The sequence below is a fragment of the Streptomyces venezuelae genome (assembly GCF_008642315.1).
Taxonomy (GTDB): Bacteria; Actinomycetota; Actinomycetes; order Streptomycetales; family Streptomycetaceae; genus Streptomyces; species Streptomyces venezuelae_D.
Genome location: NZ_CP029192.1, coordinates 5868093 through 5885763, shown reverse-complemented (window position 1 = coordinate 5885763; position 17671 = coordinate 5868093). Strand labels below are relative to the sequence as shown.

At 72.3% G+C, this 17671-nt stretch carries 13 protein-coding genes; 4 read left to right on the top strand and 9 right to left on the bottom strand.

From position 1 onward, the window contains the following. Nucleotides 1-175: 175 nt before the first annotated feature. The gene (locus DEJ48_RS25790; RefSeq protein ID WP_150218637.1) at nt 176-640 is read right to left on the bottom strand and encodes an NUDIX hydrolase; all 465 of its coding nucleotides are present in this window, start codon (nt 638-640) and stop codon (nt 176-178) included. Between the two features lie 246 nt (nt 641-886). Between DEJ48_RS25790 and DEJ48_RS25785 the strand changes: the two genes are divergently transcribed. Then, entirely contained in the window at nt 887-4171 is a 3285-nt protein-coding gene (locus DEJ48_RS25785; RefSeq protein WP_223832203.1) for a S8 family serine peptidase, read from the top strand. 93 nt (nt 4172-4264) lie between these two features. Here the strand turns inward: DEJ48_RS25785 and DEJ48_RS25780 are convergent, their stop codons facing one another. Next, the gene (locus DEJ48_RS25780) at nt 4265-4993 is read right to left on the bottom strand and encodes a hypothetical protein (RefSeq protein WP_150218635.1); all 729 of its coding nucleotides are present in this window, start codon (nt 4991-4993) and stop codon (nt 4265-4267) included. A 1-nt stretch (nt 4994) separates the two neighbouring features. After that, nucleotides 4995-5528 carry an RNA polymerase sigma factor gene (locus DEJ48_RS25775; RefSeq protein WP_150218634.1) on the bottom strand — a complete coding sequence of 178 codons (534 nt, stop codon included), beginning with the start codon at nt 5526-5528 and terminating at the stop codon, nt 4995-4997. A 197-nt stretch (nt 5529-5725) separates the two neighbouring features. On the opposite strand from DEJ48_RS25775, the gene DEJ48_RS25770 reads away from it, so the two are divergent. Then, nucleotides 5726-6742, top strand: a complete 1017-nt coding sequence (locus DEJ48_RS25770) for an aspartate-semialdehyde dehydrogenase (protein WP_150218633.1) — start codon at nt 5726-5728, stop codon at nt 6740-6742. Nucleotides 6743-6767: 25 nt separating this feature from the next. On the opposite strand, the gene DEJ48_RS25765 is transcribed toward DEJ48_RS25770, so the two are convergent. Further along, nucleotides 6768-7967 (bottom strand): MFS transporter, encoded by a 1200-nt coding sequence (locus tag DEJ48_RS25765; protein ID WP_150218632.1) that lies wholly within the window; start codon nt 7965-7967, stop codon nt 6768-6770. 126 nt (nt 7968-8093) lie between these two features. Here DEJ48_RS25765 and DEJ48_RS25760 point away from each other — a divergent pair, with 126 nt between their 5' ends. Then, nucleotides 8094-8975: a LysR family transcriptional regulator gene (locus DEJ48_RS25760; protein ID WP_150218631.1), complete on the top strand. Its 882-nt coding sequence runs from the start codon at nt 8094-8096 to the stop codon at nt 8973-8975. 3 nt (nt 8976-8978) lie between these two features. Here DEJ48_RS25760 and DEJ48_RS25755 read toward each other — a convergent pair whose 3' ends face one another. Both DEJ48_RS25755 and DEJ48_RS25750 read right to left on the bottom strand, forming a co-directional pair. Beyond that, nucleotides 8979-9521 carry a DUF1203 domain-containing protein gene (locus DEJ48_RS25755; protein WP_150218630.1) on the bottom strand — a complete coding sequence of 181 codons (543 nt, stop codon included), beginning with the start codon at nt 9519-9521 and terminating at the stop codon, nt 8979-8981. A 78-nt stretch (nt 9522-9599) separates the two neighbouring features. Further along, nucleotides 9600-10877: a flavin-dependent oxidoreductase gene (locus DEJ48_RS25750; RefSeq protein WP_150218629.1), complete on the bottom strand. Its 1278-nt coding sequence runs from the start codon at nt 10875-10877 to the stop codon at nt 9600-9602. A gap of 306 nt (nt 10878-11183) precedes the next feature. Here DEJ48_RS25750 and pepN point away from each other — a divergent pair, with 306 nt between their 5' ends. After that, nucleotides 11184-13751 (top strand): aminopeptidase N, encoded by a 2568-nt coding sequence (pepN, locus tag DEJ48_RS25745; RefSeq protein WP_150218628.1) that lies wholly within the window; start codon nt 11184-11186, stop codon nt 13749-13751. A gap of 368 nt (nt 13752-14119) precedes the next feature. Here the strand turns inward: pepN and DEJ48_RS25740 are convergent, their stop codons facing one another. From DEJ48_RS25740 to DEJ48_RS25730, 3 genes are all read right to left on the bottom strand, one after another. Beyond that, nucleotides 14120-15031, bottom strand: a complete 912-nt coding sequence (locus DEJ48_RS25740) for a LysR family transcriptional regulator (RefSeq protein ID WP_150218627.1) — start codon at nt 15029-15031, stop codon at nt 14120-14122. A gap of 29 nt (nt 15032-15060) precedes the next feature. Next, entirely contained in the window at nt 15061-15981 is a 921-nt protein-coding gene (locus DEJ48_RS25735) for a DMT family transporter (RefSeq protein WP_150221396.1), read from the bottom strand. Nucleotides 15982-16124: 143 nt separating this feature from the next. Beyond that, nucleotides 16125-17660 carry an FAD-dependent monooxygenase gene (locus DEJ48_RS25730; RefSeq protein ID WP_150218626.1) on the bottom strand — a complete coding sequence of 512 codons (1536 nt, stop codon included), beginning with the start codon at nt 17658-17660 and terminating at the stop codon, nt 16125-16127. Nucleotides 17661-17671 lie beyond the last annotated feature (11 nt).

Here is a 17671-nt window from a genome sequence, read left to right as displayed (position 1 = left end):
GTACTGGATCGTTGGCAGCGGGGGTGGCGTGTGCGTGAACGAGGCGGCAACGGGCAGCGCCGATCACCGTACGTGGATCAGTCGGCACCCTGTGCGGTCACGCACCCCTCTTCCGGCGGAGAGGAAGCGGTCACTCCGCGTTCACTTCTCGGGGAAGAGGGGGCGGTACGAAGGGTCAGTGCGCCGGTCCCGCGGCGGGTGCGTGGCCGTCGGCCGGGCGGGTGCGCCACAGCTCCAGGCCGATGTCGACGAGCCCCACGCGGTCGAGGTCCGGCACGGTGTCCAGGGGGTGCCAGGCGGCGAGGTCCGTGGATCCGTCGGTCTCGTGGCGCAGCGCGCCGCCGGTGATGCGTCCCTCGTACACGATCCGCAGTCCGTGGAAGTCGGCGACGGCGCCGAGTCTGCGCGGGTAGCGGCGGCGCAGGGAGTCGACGCCGAGGAGGGCGACGGGTTCGACGACGTATCCGGTCTCCTCGTCGGCCTCCCGGATCACCGTGTCGTAGGGGTCCTCGCCGTGATCCATGCCGCCGCCGGGCAGTGTCCATCGCTTGCTGCCGTCACCGGCGACCCAGCGGGCGAGCAGCACCTGTCCGTCCCGTACGCATACGGCGTAGGCCGCCACCCGGAGTTCTTTGTGCACGGGTTGACGCTAGGCGGTTCGGACTCCCGACGGGGCTCTCCGGCAAACCATGTCCGCTTATACAGCGGCTTGTCCGCCATGGCGTATGGCGGAATTGCGTCACGCCCTGATCACAGCTCGGACAACTCTCCCCAAACAGCTGTCACTTGCGTAAGGCTGAGCGGTCATCCGGCCCCGGATTCCGGACCTGCCCGGAAACCGGACCGTATCGACCCTCCTTCCCGCCCTTCACGCACAGGGATGCCGATGCCCAGATCCAGTTCCAGCGCCAGACGCGCGCCCCGTCTCGCGATAGCCGTCGGTCTCACCGCCGCGCTCTGCGCGACCGGGGCCGCCCCTTACGCCTTCGCGGCGGACGAGACGCCCGTGCCCGCCCCCAAGTCCGCGGGCGGCAAGCTCGGGTCGGCCGACGCCGACCTGCTCGCCGACGCCAAGGCGGACGGCGAGAAGACCGTCACGATGATGGTCGCCACCGCGCCCGGTGCCACCGAGCAGGTCGCCGACCAGCTCGACGGCGTCAAGGGCGGCTCGGTCGGCCGCACCTACGACAAGCTCGGCTACGTCCGCGCGACCGTGCCGACCGCCAAGGCCGACGCGGCGATCAAGTCGGCGTCGAAGCTGTCGTCCGTGCACGCCATCGACCTGCGGCACGAGATCGAGCTGGACGACCCGACGCCCGCCGCCGACCGCGCCAAGGGCGCGAAGGCCGGGTCCAAGGGCACGTACCCGGGTCCGGGCAGGAAGACCCCGGCGGACAACCCGTACAACCCGTCCGCCGAGACCGGCGCCGTCGACTTCGTGAAGAAGCACCGCAAGGCGGACGGCCGGGGCGTCACCATCGGCATCCTGGACTCCGGCATCGACCTCGGCCACCCGGCGCTGAAGAAGACCACGACCGGCGAGCGGAAGATCACCGACTGGGTGACCGCGACCGACCCGATCGTGGACGCGGACGGCACCTGGCGCCGCATGACCAACCCGGTCAAGGGCCCCGTCTTCACCTGGAACGGCGCGACGTGGAAGGCCCCGGAGGGCTCCTTCCAGGTCAACCGCTTCCTGGAGTCGGCCACCACCGGCGGCGACGCCAAGGGCGACATCAACCGGGACGGCGACACCACCGACAGCTGGGGCGTGCTCTACGACCCGGCCTCCGGAACGGTCCGCGTCGACCTGAACGACAACAAGGACTTCACCGACGACGAGCCGATGAAGCCGTACAAGGACGACCACCAGGTCGCCTACTTCGGCAAGGACGACCCGGCGACCGACGTCGTCGAGCGCGTCCCGTTCGTCGTCGAGATCCGCAAGGACGTGCCGACCGACCCGTACGGCGGCGACTGGGTCGGCAAGAAGGCCGACTTCGTCAACATCGGTGTCATCGAGTCCGAGCACGGCACGCACGTCGCGGGCATCACCGCGGCCAACGGCCTGTTCGGCGGCAAGATGAACGGCGCCGCCCCCGGCGCCAAGCTGGTCTCCTCGCGCGCCTGCACCTGGACCGGCGGCTGCACCAACGTCGCGCTGACCGAGGGCATGATCGACCTCGTCACCAAGCGCGGCGTCGACATCGTGAACATGTCGATCGGCGGCCTGCCGGCGCTCAACGACGGCAACAACGCGCGCGCCGAGCTCTACAAGCGCCTCATCGACACCTATGGCGTCCAGCTGGTGATCTCCGCGGGCAACAGCGGCCCCGGCGCGAACACCATCGGCGACCCGGGTCTCGCCGACAAGGTCATCTCGGTCGGCGCCGCGATCTCCAAGGAGACCTGGGCCGCCAACTACGGCTCCCAGGTGGAGCGTTCGTACGCCATGATGCCGTTCTCCTCGCGCGGCCCGCGTGAGGACGGCGGCTTCGCGCCGATCATCTCGGCGCCCGGCTCGGCCATCAACACCACGCAGACCTGGCTCCCGGGCGCCCCTGTCACCGAGGCCGGCTACCAGCTCCCGGCCGGCTACTCGATGCTGCAGGGCACCTCGATGGCGTCCCCGCAGGCCGCGGGCGCCTCTGCGCTGCTGCTCTCCGCCGCCAAGCGCGAGAAGATCGACCTGACCCCGGCGAAGCTGCGCACCGCGCTGACCTCGACCGCGGACCGCATCCGCGGCGAGCAGGCGTACGCGCAGGGCACCGGCCTCATCAACGTCGTGGACGCCTGGGAGGCCATCGAGGACGGCGCGAAGGCCCACGAGTACACGGTGAAGGCCCCGGTCGACACCGCCCTCGAGCAGGAGCTGAAGAAGCCCGGCACCGGCATCTACGACCGCGAGGGCGGCCTGAAGACCGGCCAGAAGCGGACGTACGACGTCACGATCACCCGCACCTCGGGCCCGGACCGCGGCGTCCGCCACGAGCTGGACCTGGTCAACAACCACGAGTCCACCTTCAAGCTGCTCGGCGACGACGAGATCACGCTGCCGCTGAACAAGCCGGTGACCGTCAAGGTCCAGGCGAAGGCCAAGTCCGCCGGTCTGCACAGCGCGATCCTCGCCGTCGACGACGAGCGCACCGAGGGCATCGACCAGCAGATCATGTCGACGGTCGTCGTCTCGGCGCCGCTCGCCAAGCCGTCGTACACCTTCTCGGCGTCCGACTCCACGCAGCGCAACACCCCGAAGTCGTACTTCGTGACGGTCCCCAAGGGCGCCAAGTCCCTGGAGGTCTCCCTCGGCGGCCTGAAGGGCAAGAGCCAGACCCGCTTCATCGCGGTGCACCCGTACGGCGTCCCGGTCGACTCCACCTCGTCGATCGTCTGCTACCCGAACTACGAGAACCCGGCCAACACCTGCCGCCCGGACCTGCGTGCGTACGCGCAGCCGCAGGCCGGTGTCTGGGAGATCGAGGTCGAGTCGCGCCGTACGTCGCCGCTGCTGGACAACCCGTACAAGCTGAACGTCGCCACGCTCGGCGTCGACTTCGACCCGGCCGTGCAGAAGCTGCCCGAGGCGAAGGTCGGCACGCCGGCGCCCGTCTCCTGGAAGGCCACGAACAACTTCGCGGCCGTCGACGGCAAGCTGAAGGGCGGCTCGCTCGGCTCGTCCAAGTCGGCGCGGCCCGCCATCAAGCAGGGTGAGACGCAGACCACCGAGGTCGTCGTGCCCGCGGGTGCGGAGCGTCTCGACGTCGCCATCGGCTCTCCCGCGGACGTCGCCGCCGACCTGGACCTCGCCGTGAAGAAGGACGGCGTGGTCGTGGGCTCATCGGCGGAGGGCGACTCGGAGGAGTCGGTCAGCCTGAACAAGCCGGCCGCCGGTACGTACACGATCGAGGTGACGGGCTACTCGGTGCCGTCCGGCTCGACCGCGTACGACTACCGCGACGTCTTCTTCTCGGGCGCGCTCGGCCAGGTCACCGTCGACGAGTCGAAGACGGTGAAGCTCGCCAACGGCGCGTCGGCGCAGGTCGACGCCAAGGTCGAGGCGAAGGCCCCGGCCGCGGAGGGCCGTGAGCTGTTCGGCGAGGTGTCCCTGCTGAACGCGGGCGGCACGGTCGCGGGCAGCGGCAGCGTGAAGGTGGAGAAGGTCACGCCGTAACGGACCGCTGGTTCACCGCTGGTTCCTTGAGGCGCCGGACGGGCTCGGCAACGAGTCCGTCCGGCGCTTCTCCGCCTCCGGGGCCGCTCCCCGTCAGCCGTCGCACTTGATCTTCTTCGAGTCCGGCAGGGCCTTGAGGATCATCGCGCGCAGCCGGTCGCGTTCCTTGCCGACGGCCCAGTTGGCGGGCTCCGCGGAGCCCTCGTCGATGGTGATCAGGACGCGGTCGCCCTTCTTCAGGCGCGGCTCCACCGCCTGGTCCATGGGGAACGTGACCGCGGGCTTCCCCGACGCCGGCTTCAGATGGCGGGTCACGTCGACCGTGATCCGGTCCTGGAGCCCGCCCGGCAACGGGTCGACCGCCGTGACCGTGCCCTCCACGATGAGCCGCGAGCACGCCACGAATCCCTCGGCGCTCAGGTCCGCGTCCGCGTTCCCCTCCGGCCGGCTCTTCGCACCCGACGCCGTGTCCGCCTTGTCGGAGTCTCCCGCGCTCTGGCCCGCGTCCACCGCGAGCCAGGCGAGTCCCCCGACCATGGCGGCGGCCACCGTCGCCGCGACCGCGCCGAGCGCGATGGTGAGGTAGCGCCGGGACGCCCCGCGCGCGGGCCGGAGCGGCACCGCGCGCTCCTTCGGGGCCTCGGGCTCCGGCCCGGCCGACGCCAGCGCGTCGCCCACCGCGCCGAGCCGCTCCCGCAGCAGGGCCACGTCCGCCACGGCCGCCTCGTGGGCCGCGGCGAAGCCGGGGTCGCGCAGTGCCTCGTCCGGCACCGGCTCGCCCGTGATCGCCGTCATCAGCGCGTCGAACTCCTTGTCCCGCACGTCACACCACCTCCCCTTCGTGCAGCCGCGCCCGCAGGAGCCGTACCGCCGTGTGCAGTCTGCTCTTGACCGTTCCCTCCGGAATGCCCAGTTCGTCCGCTATCGCGCGTACCGGAAGGTCCGCGTAGAAGCGCAGGACCACCACCTGCCGCTGGGCGTCCGGCAGCGCGCCGAGCCCCTCGGCGACCGCCAGCGAGGTGGCCCGCTTCTCCGCGCCGTCCTCGTCGGTGGCCTCGCGCCACAGCACCTGGAGCCGCTCCCCGAGCCGCTCCTGCCTTCGCCGCGCCCGGTGCCAGTCCATGGCCAGGTTGGAGGCGACGACCGCCGCCCACGCGGACACGTCACGCGGCGCCTCGCGCCCGTCCGCCGCCCGCTCCAGGAGCTTCAGCCTGACCTGCTGCACCCCGTCGGGCAGGTCCGCGTGCGGCACCCCGCCCAGCGCGAGCACCGCACGGACCCGGTCCTCCTGGGCGGCGTCCAGCGGGTCCGCTCCCCCGGCATCCGTCGGCGCGCGGCGCGCTTTCCTGCGCAGCAATGTGCCCCTCCCGTCCCCGCGTTTCCCCTACGACGCCCGGGGCGCCCGAAAGGTTCACGGCCGCGCCCGGCAAATGTGGCGTCCCGCACCTCGGACAATGGATTGGACAACGCGGCACTGGAGAGACGCATCATGGAGCCACCCCCCACAGACCGGCCGAGGTCACGAGGCCGCACGCACATATGGAGGAAGTCCCTGTGAAGGTCGGAATCGTCGGAGCCACCGGTCAGGTCGGCAAGGTCATGCGCAAGATCCTCGCCGAGCGTAAGTTCCCGGCCGACGAGCTGCGCCTGTTCGCCTCGGCCCGCAGCGCGGGCAAGGTCATCGACGGCGTGACCGTCGAGGACGCCTCCACGGCCGACTACACGGGCCTGGACATCGTGCTGTTCTCCGCGGGCGGCGCCACCTCGAAGGCCCTCGCCGAGAAGGTCGCCTCGCAGGGCGCCGTCGTGATCGACAACTCCTCCGCCTGGCGCCGCCACCCCGAGGTCCCCCTCGTGGTCTCCGAGGTGAACCCGCACGCGATCAAGGACCGCCCCAAGGGCATCATCGCGAACCCGAACTGCACCACGATGGCCGCGATGCCCGTCCTGAAGCCGCTGCACGCCGAGGCGGGCCTCGAAGCGCTCGTCGTCGCCACCTACCAGGCGGTCTCCGGCTCCGGCCTCGCCGGTGTCGAGGAGCTGTACCAGCAGGTCGCGAAGGTCGGCGAGGACGCGCCCAAGCTCACGCACGACGGCTCGGCGGTCGACTTCCCCGAGCCCGACAAGTACGTCGCGCCGATCGCGTACAACGTCCTGCCGATGGCGGGCTCCGTCGTCGACGACGGCCTGAACGAGACGGACGAGGAGCAGAAGCTCCGCCACGAGTCCCGCAAGATCCTGGAGATCCCCGAGCTGAAGGTCTCCGGCACCTGTGTGCGCGTCCCGGTCTTCACCGGCCACTCCCTCCAGGTCAACGCCCGCTTCGCCCGTCCGCTGAGCCCCGAGCGCGCCACCGAGCTCCTTGAGGCCGCCGAGGGCGTCGTCGTCACCGAGGTGCCGACGCCGCTGGTCGCCGCGGGCAAGGACGACTCGTTCGTCGGCCGCATCCGCAAGGACGAGACGGTCGAGAACGGCCTCGCGTTCTTCATCTCCGACGACAACCTCCGCAAGGGCGCGGCACTGAACGCCGTCCAGATCGCGGAGCTGGTCGCGGCGGAGCTCAAGGGCTGATCCCTGCTGCGTCTCCGAGGGGCGGTCACCTTTCGCGGGTGGCCGCCCCTTTCGCGCATGCCACGGCCACCAGCGAGAGCCCCGCGAGGCCGCCGCCCAGCCAGAGCACGGCACCGGCCCCCCGGCTGTCCGCGACCCGGCCGCCCGCGAACGCGCCGAGGGCGATCGCCACGTTGAACACGCCCGCGAAGAGCGCCGACGCCGCCTCACGGGCGTGCGGTGCCGCGGCCATCACCCAGTTCTGCGCGGAGACCGAGACCCCTCCGTACGCCAGGCCCCACGCCACGAGCAGCGCCACCGACGCGGCGAGCGAGGCGCCCGCGGGCACCATGAGCAGCACCACGGCGGCGAGCCCCGCGCAGATCGCGAGCAGTGCCCTGCGCGGGTCGCGGGCCGCGACGGCGCCGCCCGCGAAGTTGCCGACGATGCCGGCCGTCCCGTAGGCGAGGAGCAGCCCGCTGATCAGGCCCGCGCCGATGCCGGGCACCCGCTCCAGGACGGGGCGGATGTACGTGTACGCGGCGAAGTGGCCGGTGACCAGGAGCGTGACGGCGAGGAGTCCGGCGCGCAGCCGGCCGATGCGCAGGAGTGCGGGGAACACGCCGAGCCGGATGCCCTCGTCCGCGGGGAGCCGGGGCAGCACGGTGGCGAGGAGCCCGGCGACGCCGAGGGCGAGCGCGGCGAGCGCCGCGAACCCCCAGCGCCAGCCCGCGAGTTCGCCGAGAAGGGTGCCCGCGGGCACGCCGAGCACCGACGCCACCGCGATCCCGCTGAAGATGACCGCGGTGGCGCGGCCCGCGCCCTCCGCGCGGACGAGCCGCACGCCGAGCCCGGCCGCGATGGCCCACACCCCGCCGATGCAGACGCCGACCAGCACGCGCGCGACGAGCAGGACGGCGAAGACGGGCGCGAGCGCGGAGACGACGTTGGCGGCGGCGAGCAGCGCCATGAGGAGGGCGAGGACCGTGCGCCGGTCGGCGCGGCGCATGGCGACGGGCAGCAGCAGGGCGGCGAGCGCGGCGACGAGGCCGGGCAGGGTGACGGCGAGACCCGCGGTGCCGTCGCTGACACGCAGTCCGGCGCCGAGGGAGGTGAGGAGTCCGACGGGCAGCATCTCCGTGGTGACGACGGAGAAGGTGGCCGCGGCGACGGCGAGGACGGCGAGGCGGCCGCGCGGGGGCGGCAAGGAGACGGTCCGCATGGGTATGCGGGTGCTCTGTGACATGGCATCCACCCTGTGGGGGTGCCCGCCCGGGAACAACGCGGATGATCTCATCCTTGAATGAGCCGGATTCATCGATACGTGACGGTCCGGCGGAACCGGGCGATCAAGGAAGAGGGACCGCGCGCCATGAGCGGGAACGGGCTGGAGATCCGGGAGCTGGAGTGCTTCCTGGTGCTTGCCGAAGAGCTGCACTTCGGGCGGGCCGGCGAGCGGCTGTACATATCGCAGAGCCGGGTCAGCCAGTTACTCGCCGCCCTGGAGCGGCGGATCGGCGCGCGCCTGCTGGAGCGTACGAGCCGACGGGTGTCCCTGACCACTCTCGGGGAACGCTTTCTGGCCGAACTCAGGCCGTCGTACGCCGAGTTGGCTGCGGTGGTGGCACGGGCGAGGGATGCGGCGCGCGGGGTGGAGGGCACGCTGCGGATCGGGTTCCAGGGCACCGCGGACGACCGGCTGATGCGGGCCATCGAGGTGTTCCAGGAGCGGCATCCGGCCTGTGCGACGGAGATCGTGGAGATCCCCTTCGCCGATCCGTTCGGGGCGGTGCGGGAGGGCGAGGTGGACGCGGGGATCGTGCTGCTGCCGGTCGCCGAGCCGGACCTGGTCCTCGGCCCGGTCTTCTCCAGCGAGCGGCAGACCGTCGCCGTGTCGGTGCGGCACGCGTTCGCGGGGCGTCCCTCGCTCGCCGCCGCGGAGCTCGCCGACACGCCGCTGATCGCGGCGGCCGGTCCCGCGCCCGCCTACTGGCGTGCGGCGCAGGCCCCTTCGGGCCCGCCCGCGCCCGAGGTCCGCACGCTCCAGGAGGGGCTGACGCTGGTGGCGGCGGACCGGGCGGCGATGCTGCTGTGCGGTCCCACGGCGGAGTACCACGGCCGCAAGGACGTCGTCTTCGTGCCGGTCGAGGGGCTCCCCGACTCGGTGCTCGGGATGGTGTGGCGCAGGGGCGGGGAGACCGAGCGGGTACGGGAGTTCGCGCGGGCCGTGGCCGTGGCGGCGGACGAGGGGTGACCGTCAGGCCGTGCCCTGCCGACGCACCTCGAAGTGGAAGCAGCCGTACTCCACGGCCCTGACGTGCACGAGGGCGACCCGCGGGTCGGCGAAGGCCTCGTCGAAGGCGGCGTCGAAGCCCCGCTCCTCGTCCTCCGGGATCTCCAGGAGACGGCCGCCGACGATGTGGCCATCGGCGCTGTACCGGCGGACCGTGCGCAGCGCGCCGGCCCGCGAGAACGGGTAGCCGCCCGGCTCCTCGGCCGGGCCCGCGCAGGGGTCGGCGTGGATGAAGACGGGGCCCTGCTCGTCGTAGGCGCCGGGCTCCGCGCCCGTCTCGGCGGCCCAGCGGCGCAGCGGCGCGTACGACACGAGGGCGATGCGCTCGCCGGGGGCGACCGGCCGCAGACAGCAGCGGAGCGGGTCGCCGCCCTCGTCGTCGACGAAGGGGACGCAGGGCCGCCCGGCGTCGTCGGTGTCACGGAGCCGGACGAGGACCTCGGGGGCGATGGGGAGCGGGGTGTGGGCGGTGCGCGTGTGGGCGGTGCGCGTATGCGTGGTGGTCATGGGGCGAGCCTCACGCGTGGGGCGGGCGGGGGCTGGCGGATTTCGGACGTCGTACTGCGGCCCGCCCCCCGGCCCCGTTCAACCGACCCCCCAGGACCCCCGCCCGTTCAGTTCCGCCACGTCCGTGCCCGTCGTCCTGCGGTACGCCGCGTTCAGCTCCTCCAGTTCCTCCGGCGTCAGGACGTCCTCGACGCGGTCGAAGCCGTCGGGGGCGCGCTCGGCGACGGCGTGCAGGATGCGGTCCGCCGGCATGTCGCGGTTGGCGAGGACGACCGCGTTGGCCGTCTCGCGGCGCACCCCCTCGTACGCCCGCAGCCCCGCCTCGCGGTCCGGCGCGGTGTGGGCGAGGCAGCGGGCCAGGACACGCGCGTCGAGGATCGCCTGGGAGCCGCCGTTCGACCCCACCGGGTACATCGGGTGTGCCGCGTCGCCGAGGAGCGTGACCGGGCCGTGGCCCCACCGGGGCAGCGGGTCCCTGTCGACCATCGGGTACTCCAGGATGTGCCGCGTGGCGGCGAGCAGCGCGGGGACGTCCAGGTCGCCGATGCGCCACCCGGCGTAGTGCGGCAGGACATCGGAGAGCCGCCCGGAGCGGTTCCAGTCGGCGGGCCCCGCGTGGCCGTGGCGGTAGGTGGGCGGAAAGCGCACCTCCGCCACCCAGTTCAGCAACGCCCTGCCTCGCTCCTGGTAGGGCCGCGAGATGGGGTAGACGACGAGTTTCGCGGCGGTGTTGCTGCCCGCCACCGCGACGGTCCGCCCGCCGAGCACCGCATGCCACTCGGCCGTGCCGCGCCACATCCGGATGCCGTTCCACAGCGGCGGCCCCTCACCGGGGTGCAGCACGGCCCGCACCGCCGAGTGCAGCCCGTCGGCGCCGACCAGCGCCCGCACCCGTACGCCGTACTCCCTGGCCCGCGCCATGTCGCGCAGGATCACCCGCAGTCCGCCGCCCTCACGCTCGGCGAGCCGCACGAAGGCGGTGCCGGTGCGGACGGCGTGGTCGCCGAGCCGGTCGCGGACCGCGTCGAGCAGGAGCAGTTGGAGCGCGCCGCGGTGCACGGAGTACTGCGGCCAGCGGTAGCCGAGGGCGAGGCCGCGCGGCTCGGCCCAGATGCGGTTGCCGTGCCGGTCGAAGTGGACCATCGCCTCGGGGGCGACGGCGGTCGCCGCGAGCTCGTCGCCGAGCCCCAGCTCGGTCAGCTCCCGCACCGCGTACGGCAGCAGGTTGAGGCCCACCCCGACGGGCCGCAGCTGTTCGGCGGCGTCCACCACCCGCACGTCGATGCCCGCCGCGTGCAGGCTGAGCGCGGCGGTGAGCCCGCCGATGCCCGCGCCCGCCACCAGTACGTCGGTCATGGCCGTCGCGCGGCCGGGCCGGTGTCGGCCGGCCTCTCGGTCCCCAGCATCTCCCGCATCCCCCTGTGGTCCCCGCCCCGCCCTTGCGGCCGTGGTCGGCGGCCCTGTCGGGACGGGTGCGAACGCGCGGAGCGTAACCGCACGGCAGCGGGAGAACAATGGGCCGGGCGGCCATCCGACGGGGCATGGAAGGATGGCCGGAAACACCACAAGTCGCACCGCCGAAGACCCGATGCTCCGGCCCGGTACTTCGACCCGACACTTCTCATCCACAAGACCACAAGTCGTACCCGAGGAGATGACCGCGTGCCCGGCACCAATCTGACCCGCGAAGAGGCGCAGCAGCGGGCGAAGCTGCTCACCGTTGACTCGTACGAGGTCGATCTCGACCTTTCCGGCGCGCAGGAGGGAGGCACCTACCGGTCCGTGACCACGGTGCGCTTCGACTCCGCGGAGGCGGGCGCGGAGACCTTCATCGACCTGGTGGCCCCCGCGGTCCACGAGGTCGTCCTCAACGGTCACGCCCTTGAGGTCGGCGCGGTGTTCCGCGACTCGCGCATCGCGCTGCGGCACCTGCAGGCCGGCACGAACGAGCTGAAGGTGGTCGCCGACTGCGACTACACCAACACCGGTGAGGGCCTGCACCGCTTCGTCGACCCGGTCGACCAGCAGGCGTACCTGTACACGCAGTTCGAGGTGCCGGACGCCCGCCGCGTCTTCGCGTCCTTCGAGCAGCCCGACCTGAAGGCGACGTTCCAGTTCACCGTGAAGGCGCCGACGGGCTGGACGGTGATCTCGAACTCTCCCACGCCGGAGCCGAAGGACGACGTCTGGACGTTCGAGCCGACGCCCCGCATGTCGACGTACGTGACGGCGCTCATCGTCGGCCCGTACCACTCGGTGCACTCGTCGTACGAGGGCCCCGGCGGCCAGTCCGTGCCGCTCGGCATCTACTGCCGCCCGTCGCTGGCCGAGTTCTTGGACTCCGACGCGATCTTCGAGGTGACCCGGCAGGGCTTCGACTGGTTCCAGGAGAAGTTCGACTACGCGTACCCCTTCGCCAAGTACGACCAGCTCTTCGTGCCGGAGTTCAACGCGGGCGCGATGGAGAACGCGGGCGCGGTGACCATCCGCGACCAGTACGTGTTCCGCTCCAAGGTGACGGACGCGGCGTACGAGGTGCGGGCGGCGACGATCCTGCACGAGCTGGCCCACATGTGGTTCGGCGACCTGGTCACCATGGAGTGGTGGAACGACCTGTGGCTGAACGAGTCGTTCGCCACGTACGCCGAGGCCGCCTGCCAGGCGTACGCGCCGGACTCGAAGTGGCCGCACTCGTGGACGACGTTCGCCAACTCCATGAAGACGTGGGCGTACCGCCAGGACCAGCTGCCGTCCACGCACCCGATCATGGCCGAGATCCGTGACCTGGACGACGTCCTCGTCAACTTCGACGGCATCACGTACGCGAAGGGCGCGAGCGTCCTGAAGCAGCTCGTCGCCTACGTGGGCGAGGACGAGTTCTTCCAGGGCGTGCAGGCGTACTTCAAGCGCCACGCCTTCGGCAACACACGCCTCTCCGACCTCCTGGGCGCGCTGGAGGAGACCAGCGGCCGCGACCTGAAGACCTGGTCGAAGAAGTGGCTGGAGACGGCGGGCATCAACGTCCTGCGGCCGGTCGTGGACGTCGACACGCGGGGCGTCATCACGTCCTTCGCCGTCAAGCAGGAGGCCCCCGCCCTCCCCGAGGGCGCCAAGGGCGAGCCCACCCTGCGCCCCCACCGCATCGCGATCGGCTTCTACGACCTCGACGAGGCGTCCGGCAAGCTGCTGCGCACGGACCGCGTGGAGCTGGACGTCGACGGCGAACTGACCGCCGTGGACGCGCTGGTGGGCAAGGCCCGCCCGGCGGTCATCCTCCTCAACGACGACGACCTGTCGTACGCGAAGGTCCGCCTGGACACCGAGTCCCTCGCCTTCGTCACCGACCACATCGGCGACTTCGAGGCGTCGCTGCCGCGCGCGCTGTCGTGGGCGTCGGCGTGGGACATGACGCGCGACGCGGAACTCCCGACGCGGGCATATGTGTCGCTGGTGCTCTCCGGCATCGGCAAGGAGTCCGACATCGGCGTCGTGCAGTCGCTGCACCGCCAGGTGAAGCTGGCGCTCGACCTGTACGCGGCGCCGGCGGGCCGGGACGCGGCGCTGGAGCGGTGGACCGCGGCGTCGCTCTCGCACCTCCGCTCGGCGGAGCCGGGCAGCGACCACCAGCTGGCGTGGGCCCGCGCGTTCGCGGCGACGGCGCGCACGGAGGAGGAACTCGCTCTGCTGGAGGGGCTGTTGGACGGCACGGAGGCCGTGGACGGCCTAGCCGTCGACACGGAGCTCCGGTGGGCGTTCGTGGCGCGGCTCGCGGCGACCGGCCGCCTCGACGAGGCGGGCATCGCGGCGGAGCTGGAGCGGGACAAGACGGCCGCGGGCGAGCGGCACGCGGCGTACGCGCGGGCGGCGCGGCCCACGGAGGAGGCGAAGGCGGCGGCGTGGTCCTCGGTCGTCGAGTCGGACACCCTCCCGAACGCGATCCAGGAGGCGGTGATCGGCGGCTTCGTCCAGACGGACCAGCGTGAACTCCTCGCTCCCTACGCGGAGAAGTTCTTCTCCGCCGTCAAGGGGGCGTGGGACTCCCGCTCCCACGAGATGGCCCAGCAGATCGCCGTCGGGCTCTACCCGTCGCTGCAGATCTCCCAGGAGACGCTGGACGCGACGGACGCGTGGCTGGCTTCGGCGGAGCCGTCTGCGGCGTTGCGGCGATTGGTGACGGAGTCCCGGGCGGGCGTGGAACGCGCCCTGCGGGCGCGGGCTGCGGATCTCTGACGATCACCCAGGACGGGGCCAGGCAAGAACGACACCTGGCCCGGCCCCGTCCCGGCGCCTCCCTCTCCCACCTGCGGCCGGCGGGTGACTACTCGCGCAGTTCCCCGCGCCCCTGAAACACCCCCGCCCGTCCCCCACCTGCGGGAAGTGAGTGCTTGCTCGCGCAGTTCCCCGCGCCCCTGAAACACCCCCGCCCGTCCCCCGCCTGCGGGCGGTAGGTGCTTGCTCGCGCAGTTCCCCGCGCCCCTGAAACGCCACCGGCACCGTCCCACCCCTGCCTGGGGGCTCCGGGCAGGTGAAAGGGCGGGTGGGTGGGGAAGCCCCGCGCGGAGCGCGGGGACCGGGGCTGGGCGGGGCCGGAGGAGTTGTCACCGGGCCCTGTGAGGGACCGCCTCGCGCAGAGCCACGAGCACGCGCGACACCGCCACCCCCGTCGCCGCCCCACGACGCACCGCGGCGACCACATGGCGCGTCGGGTGGTCCTCGGAGAGCTCACGCATCTGGACGCCGTCCCGTCGTACCGCCGCCATGCGGGGGACCAGCGCCACCCCCATCCCCGCCTCCACCATCGCGAGGATCGACGTCCAGCCGGACGCCGAGTGACCCTGGGTGGGTGTGAAGCCCGCAGCCTCGCACGCCGCCCGGGTGATCTCCGACCACGGACCGCTCCCCCCGAAGATCCACGGCTCACCCGCGAGGTCTGCGAGCCGCAGGCCCGGCGCGGACGCGAGCGCGTGGTCGCCGGGCAGCGCCACGTCCAGCGGGTCCGCGAGCAGGGACTCCCGGGTGAACCGCGTGTCCGCGTCCACCGCGGCCGGCGCCTGGACGGCCAGGGAGAGCGCGATGTCGACCTCGCCGGCGGCGAGGAGTTCGTACGCCTGGGCGGCCTCGGTCTCCCGTACCCGTACGGAGATGCCGGGCGCCGCCTCCCGCAGCGCCCGCACCGCGGGGACGACCAGCGCGGGCACCGCGGTCGAGAACGCGCCGACCCGCACCTCCCCCGCCTCCCCCTGCACGTACGCCGTCAACTCCGCGTCGGCCTTCTCCAGTTGGGCGAAGACCGCCTCCGCGTGCCGCAGCACCAGGTGCGCCGCGTCGGTGAGGCGGACCCGGCGCCCGTGCGCCTCCAGAAGCGGTACGCCGAGCTGCTTCGCGAGGTTGGACAGCTGCTGGGAGACGGCCGACGGCGTCATCTGCAGGGTCTGCGCCGTCGCCGTCACCGTCCCCCGCTCGCTCAACGTGCGCAGGATCTGCAGCTTCTTGATGTCCCACTCGCTCATGAGGCCAACGTACCGACTGGTCAGGAGCATTACTTCGTACGGGCCGCGCCGAGCACCACGCCGCCGAGGATCAGCCCCATGCACAGCACCTGGAGCCACCCCATCGCCTCGCCGAGCACCGCGAAGGAGAGGAGGGCGACGCAGACCGGCTGGAGGTAGTAGATGACTCCGGCGCGGGCCGCGCCGATGATCGAGATCGCCTTGTTCCAGGCGAAGAAGGCGACCGCCGAGGACACCACGCCGACGTAGAGGAGGGGCGAGACCGTCTCGGCCGTGGGCTCGAAGCCGCCCTGGAGCGCGTAACTCGCCGCGAAGACGGGGAGCAGCATCAGCGCGCCCAGCACGAATGTCGCGAAGAGGAACGGGAGCCCCTCGATCTCCTTGGGCTTGCGCTTGAGCAGCGCGCTGTACGAGCCGAAGGAGAGCGCCGCCGCGATGATCCAGAGGTCACCGACCGCGAAGTCCATGGCGAGCGAGCCCTTGCTGACCAGGAGCAGGACTCCCGCGCAGGCGACGAGCATGCCGGTGACGCGCCGTGCGCCGAGCCGGGCGCCGCCGAGCCGTTCGTAGACGGCCATCAGGACCGGCGACGCGGCCATGATCATGCCCATGTTGCCGGCGGTGGTCGTCATGCCGGCCTGGTTCACCAGGGTGTTGTAGACGGTGACGCCCAGCAGGGCGGCGACGAGCAGGAACTTGCGGTGCTCGCGCAGGACGTGCCGTTGCCGCCAGGTCTGCCGTGCCGCGAACGGCGCGACCGCGGCGATGGCGATGATCCAGCGCCAGAACGCGTGCTGAATGGGCGGCACGGAATCGTGCAGGGCGCGGGAGGTGACGAAGCTGCCCGACCAGACGACGGTGGCGAGAGCCGCGAGCGCGAGCCCGATGCCGACGGGGCGCGCGGCCGCCTTCGCGGCGGCCGGTGCGGTGCGGGTGGGGGTCTGGTCCAGGACGGCCACGGGGTATCCCTTGCCTCTCTCCCCGCCGCGGCGGGGACTCGGTGCGTTGCGGGACTACCGTGACACCTCCGAACACATCAGGTCCATCGAATCTTTTGGCTTGATCTTTGAAGGAAAAGCGAACAGTTCAGTCCTCAAGTGATGTTGTGCTCCCTCAGCGCCGCGGCCACCGCCCCCGCGTCCGCGCCCTCGGCGGCCCACGCCACGTACCCGTCGGGTCTGACCAGGAGCGTCGTGCGGCGGGCGCTGCGCCACTGGGCCGGGACCGCGCGACCCGTCGCGTGCCCCGCACCCTCCGGGGCGACGAGCACGTACTCCCCCGCGCGCAGGGCTTCGTAGAGCCGCCCCTCCTTGAGTGCGAGGTCGGGGGCTCTACGCCCGACCAGACGGTGGGCACCCTTCGGGGCCGGGTACGCGAGACCGACTCCGGTGACCTGGCCGACGAGCTTGGTGCGCATCGGGCGCACGTGCTTGACGGCGGCGGCGAACGCGGCACGGACGGCGAGCGTCCAGGGGCGCCTGGCCATCGCCAGCCTGACGACCCTGCCACTACTGCGCATCGCCGCCCTGCCGACCGGGTGCCGCTCGGCCTGGTAGGAGTCCAACAGACCTCGCGGCGCACGGCCGTTGACGGCGGCGACCAGCTTCCAGCTCAGGTTCGCGGCGTCCTGCAGACCGGTGTTCATGCCCTGGCCGCCCGCCGGGGAGTGGACATGCGCGGCGTCCCCGGCGAGGAAGACCCGGCCCACGCGGTAGTCGGGCACCTGCCGCTCGTCACTGTGGAAGCGGGACACCCAGCGGGCGCCGTGCATCCCGAAGTCGCGGCCGAACACCTGCCGGACGATCTCCCTGAGCTCGCCGAGGTCGACCGGCTCGCTGTCGGGAACGTCGCGGGTACGGTTCCAGCCCGCGACGCGGTACCAGCCGTCGGCGAACGGCACGATGACGGCGAAGGCGTCACCGGAGGACTTGAGGGCGAGGACCCCCTCGGGCTCCTCGGAGAACCTGACGTCGGCGAGGACGAGTGAGCGAATCACGGACTTGCCGGGGAAGGGCACCCCGGCCGCCTTGCGCACGCCGCTGCGCAGACCGTCGGCACCGACCGCGTAGGCGGCCCGGATCTCGCTCGACTCACCGCCGGATGAGCGGACTTCGAGGGTCACGCCGTGTGCGTCCTGCGTGAGCCCCACCACCTCGGCCCCGTGGACGAAACGCACCCCGGCCGCCATCGCGCGCCGCTCCAGAACCCGCTCCACCTCGTACTGCGGCAGAGACAGGGCGTAGTTGTAGCGGGAGCGCAGGTCCGACATGTCGAGCGAGACGCTGTCGAACAGGCGCAGCCTGCCGAACGGCCCGCCCATGGCGTCCAGTTCGTCGGCGAGGCCCCGCGCGTCGAGTAACTCCAAGGTGCGGGCGTGCACGATGATCGCGCGGGAGAGGTTGCTGATGGCGCGCGGACGCTTCTCCACGAGGGTGACGGGCACGCCCGCGGCAGCGAGGTCCCCGGCGAGGAGGAGCCCGGTGGGGCCCGCGCCCACGACCGCGACGGCACGGAGGCGGGAGCCCGCGCCCTCAGCCGTGCCCGCGCTCCCAGCCGCGGCCGCGCCCCCGATGGCCGGGGCGTCTTCGATGGTGTGCGTGTTCTCGGTGGCGCCTATACATCCGGTCATGCCGTCCATAA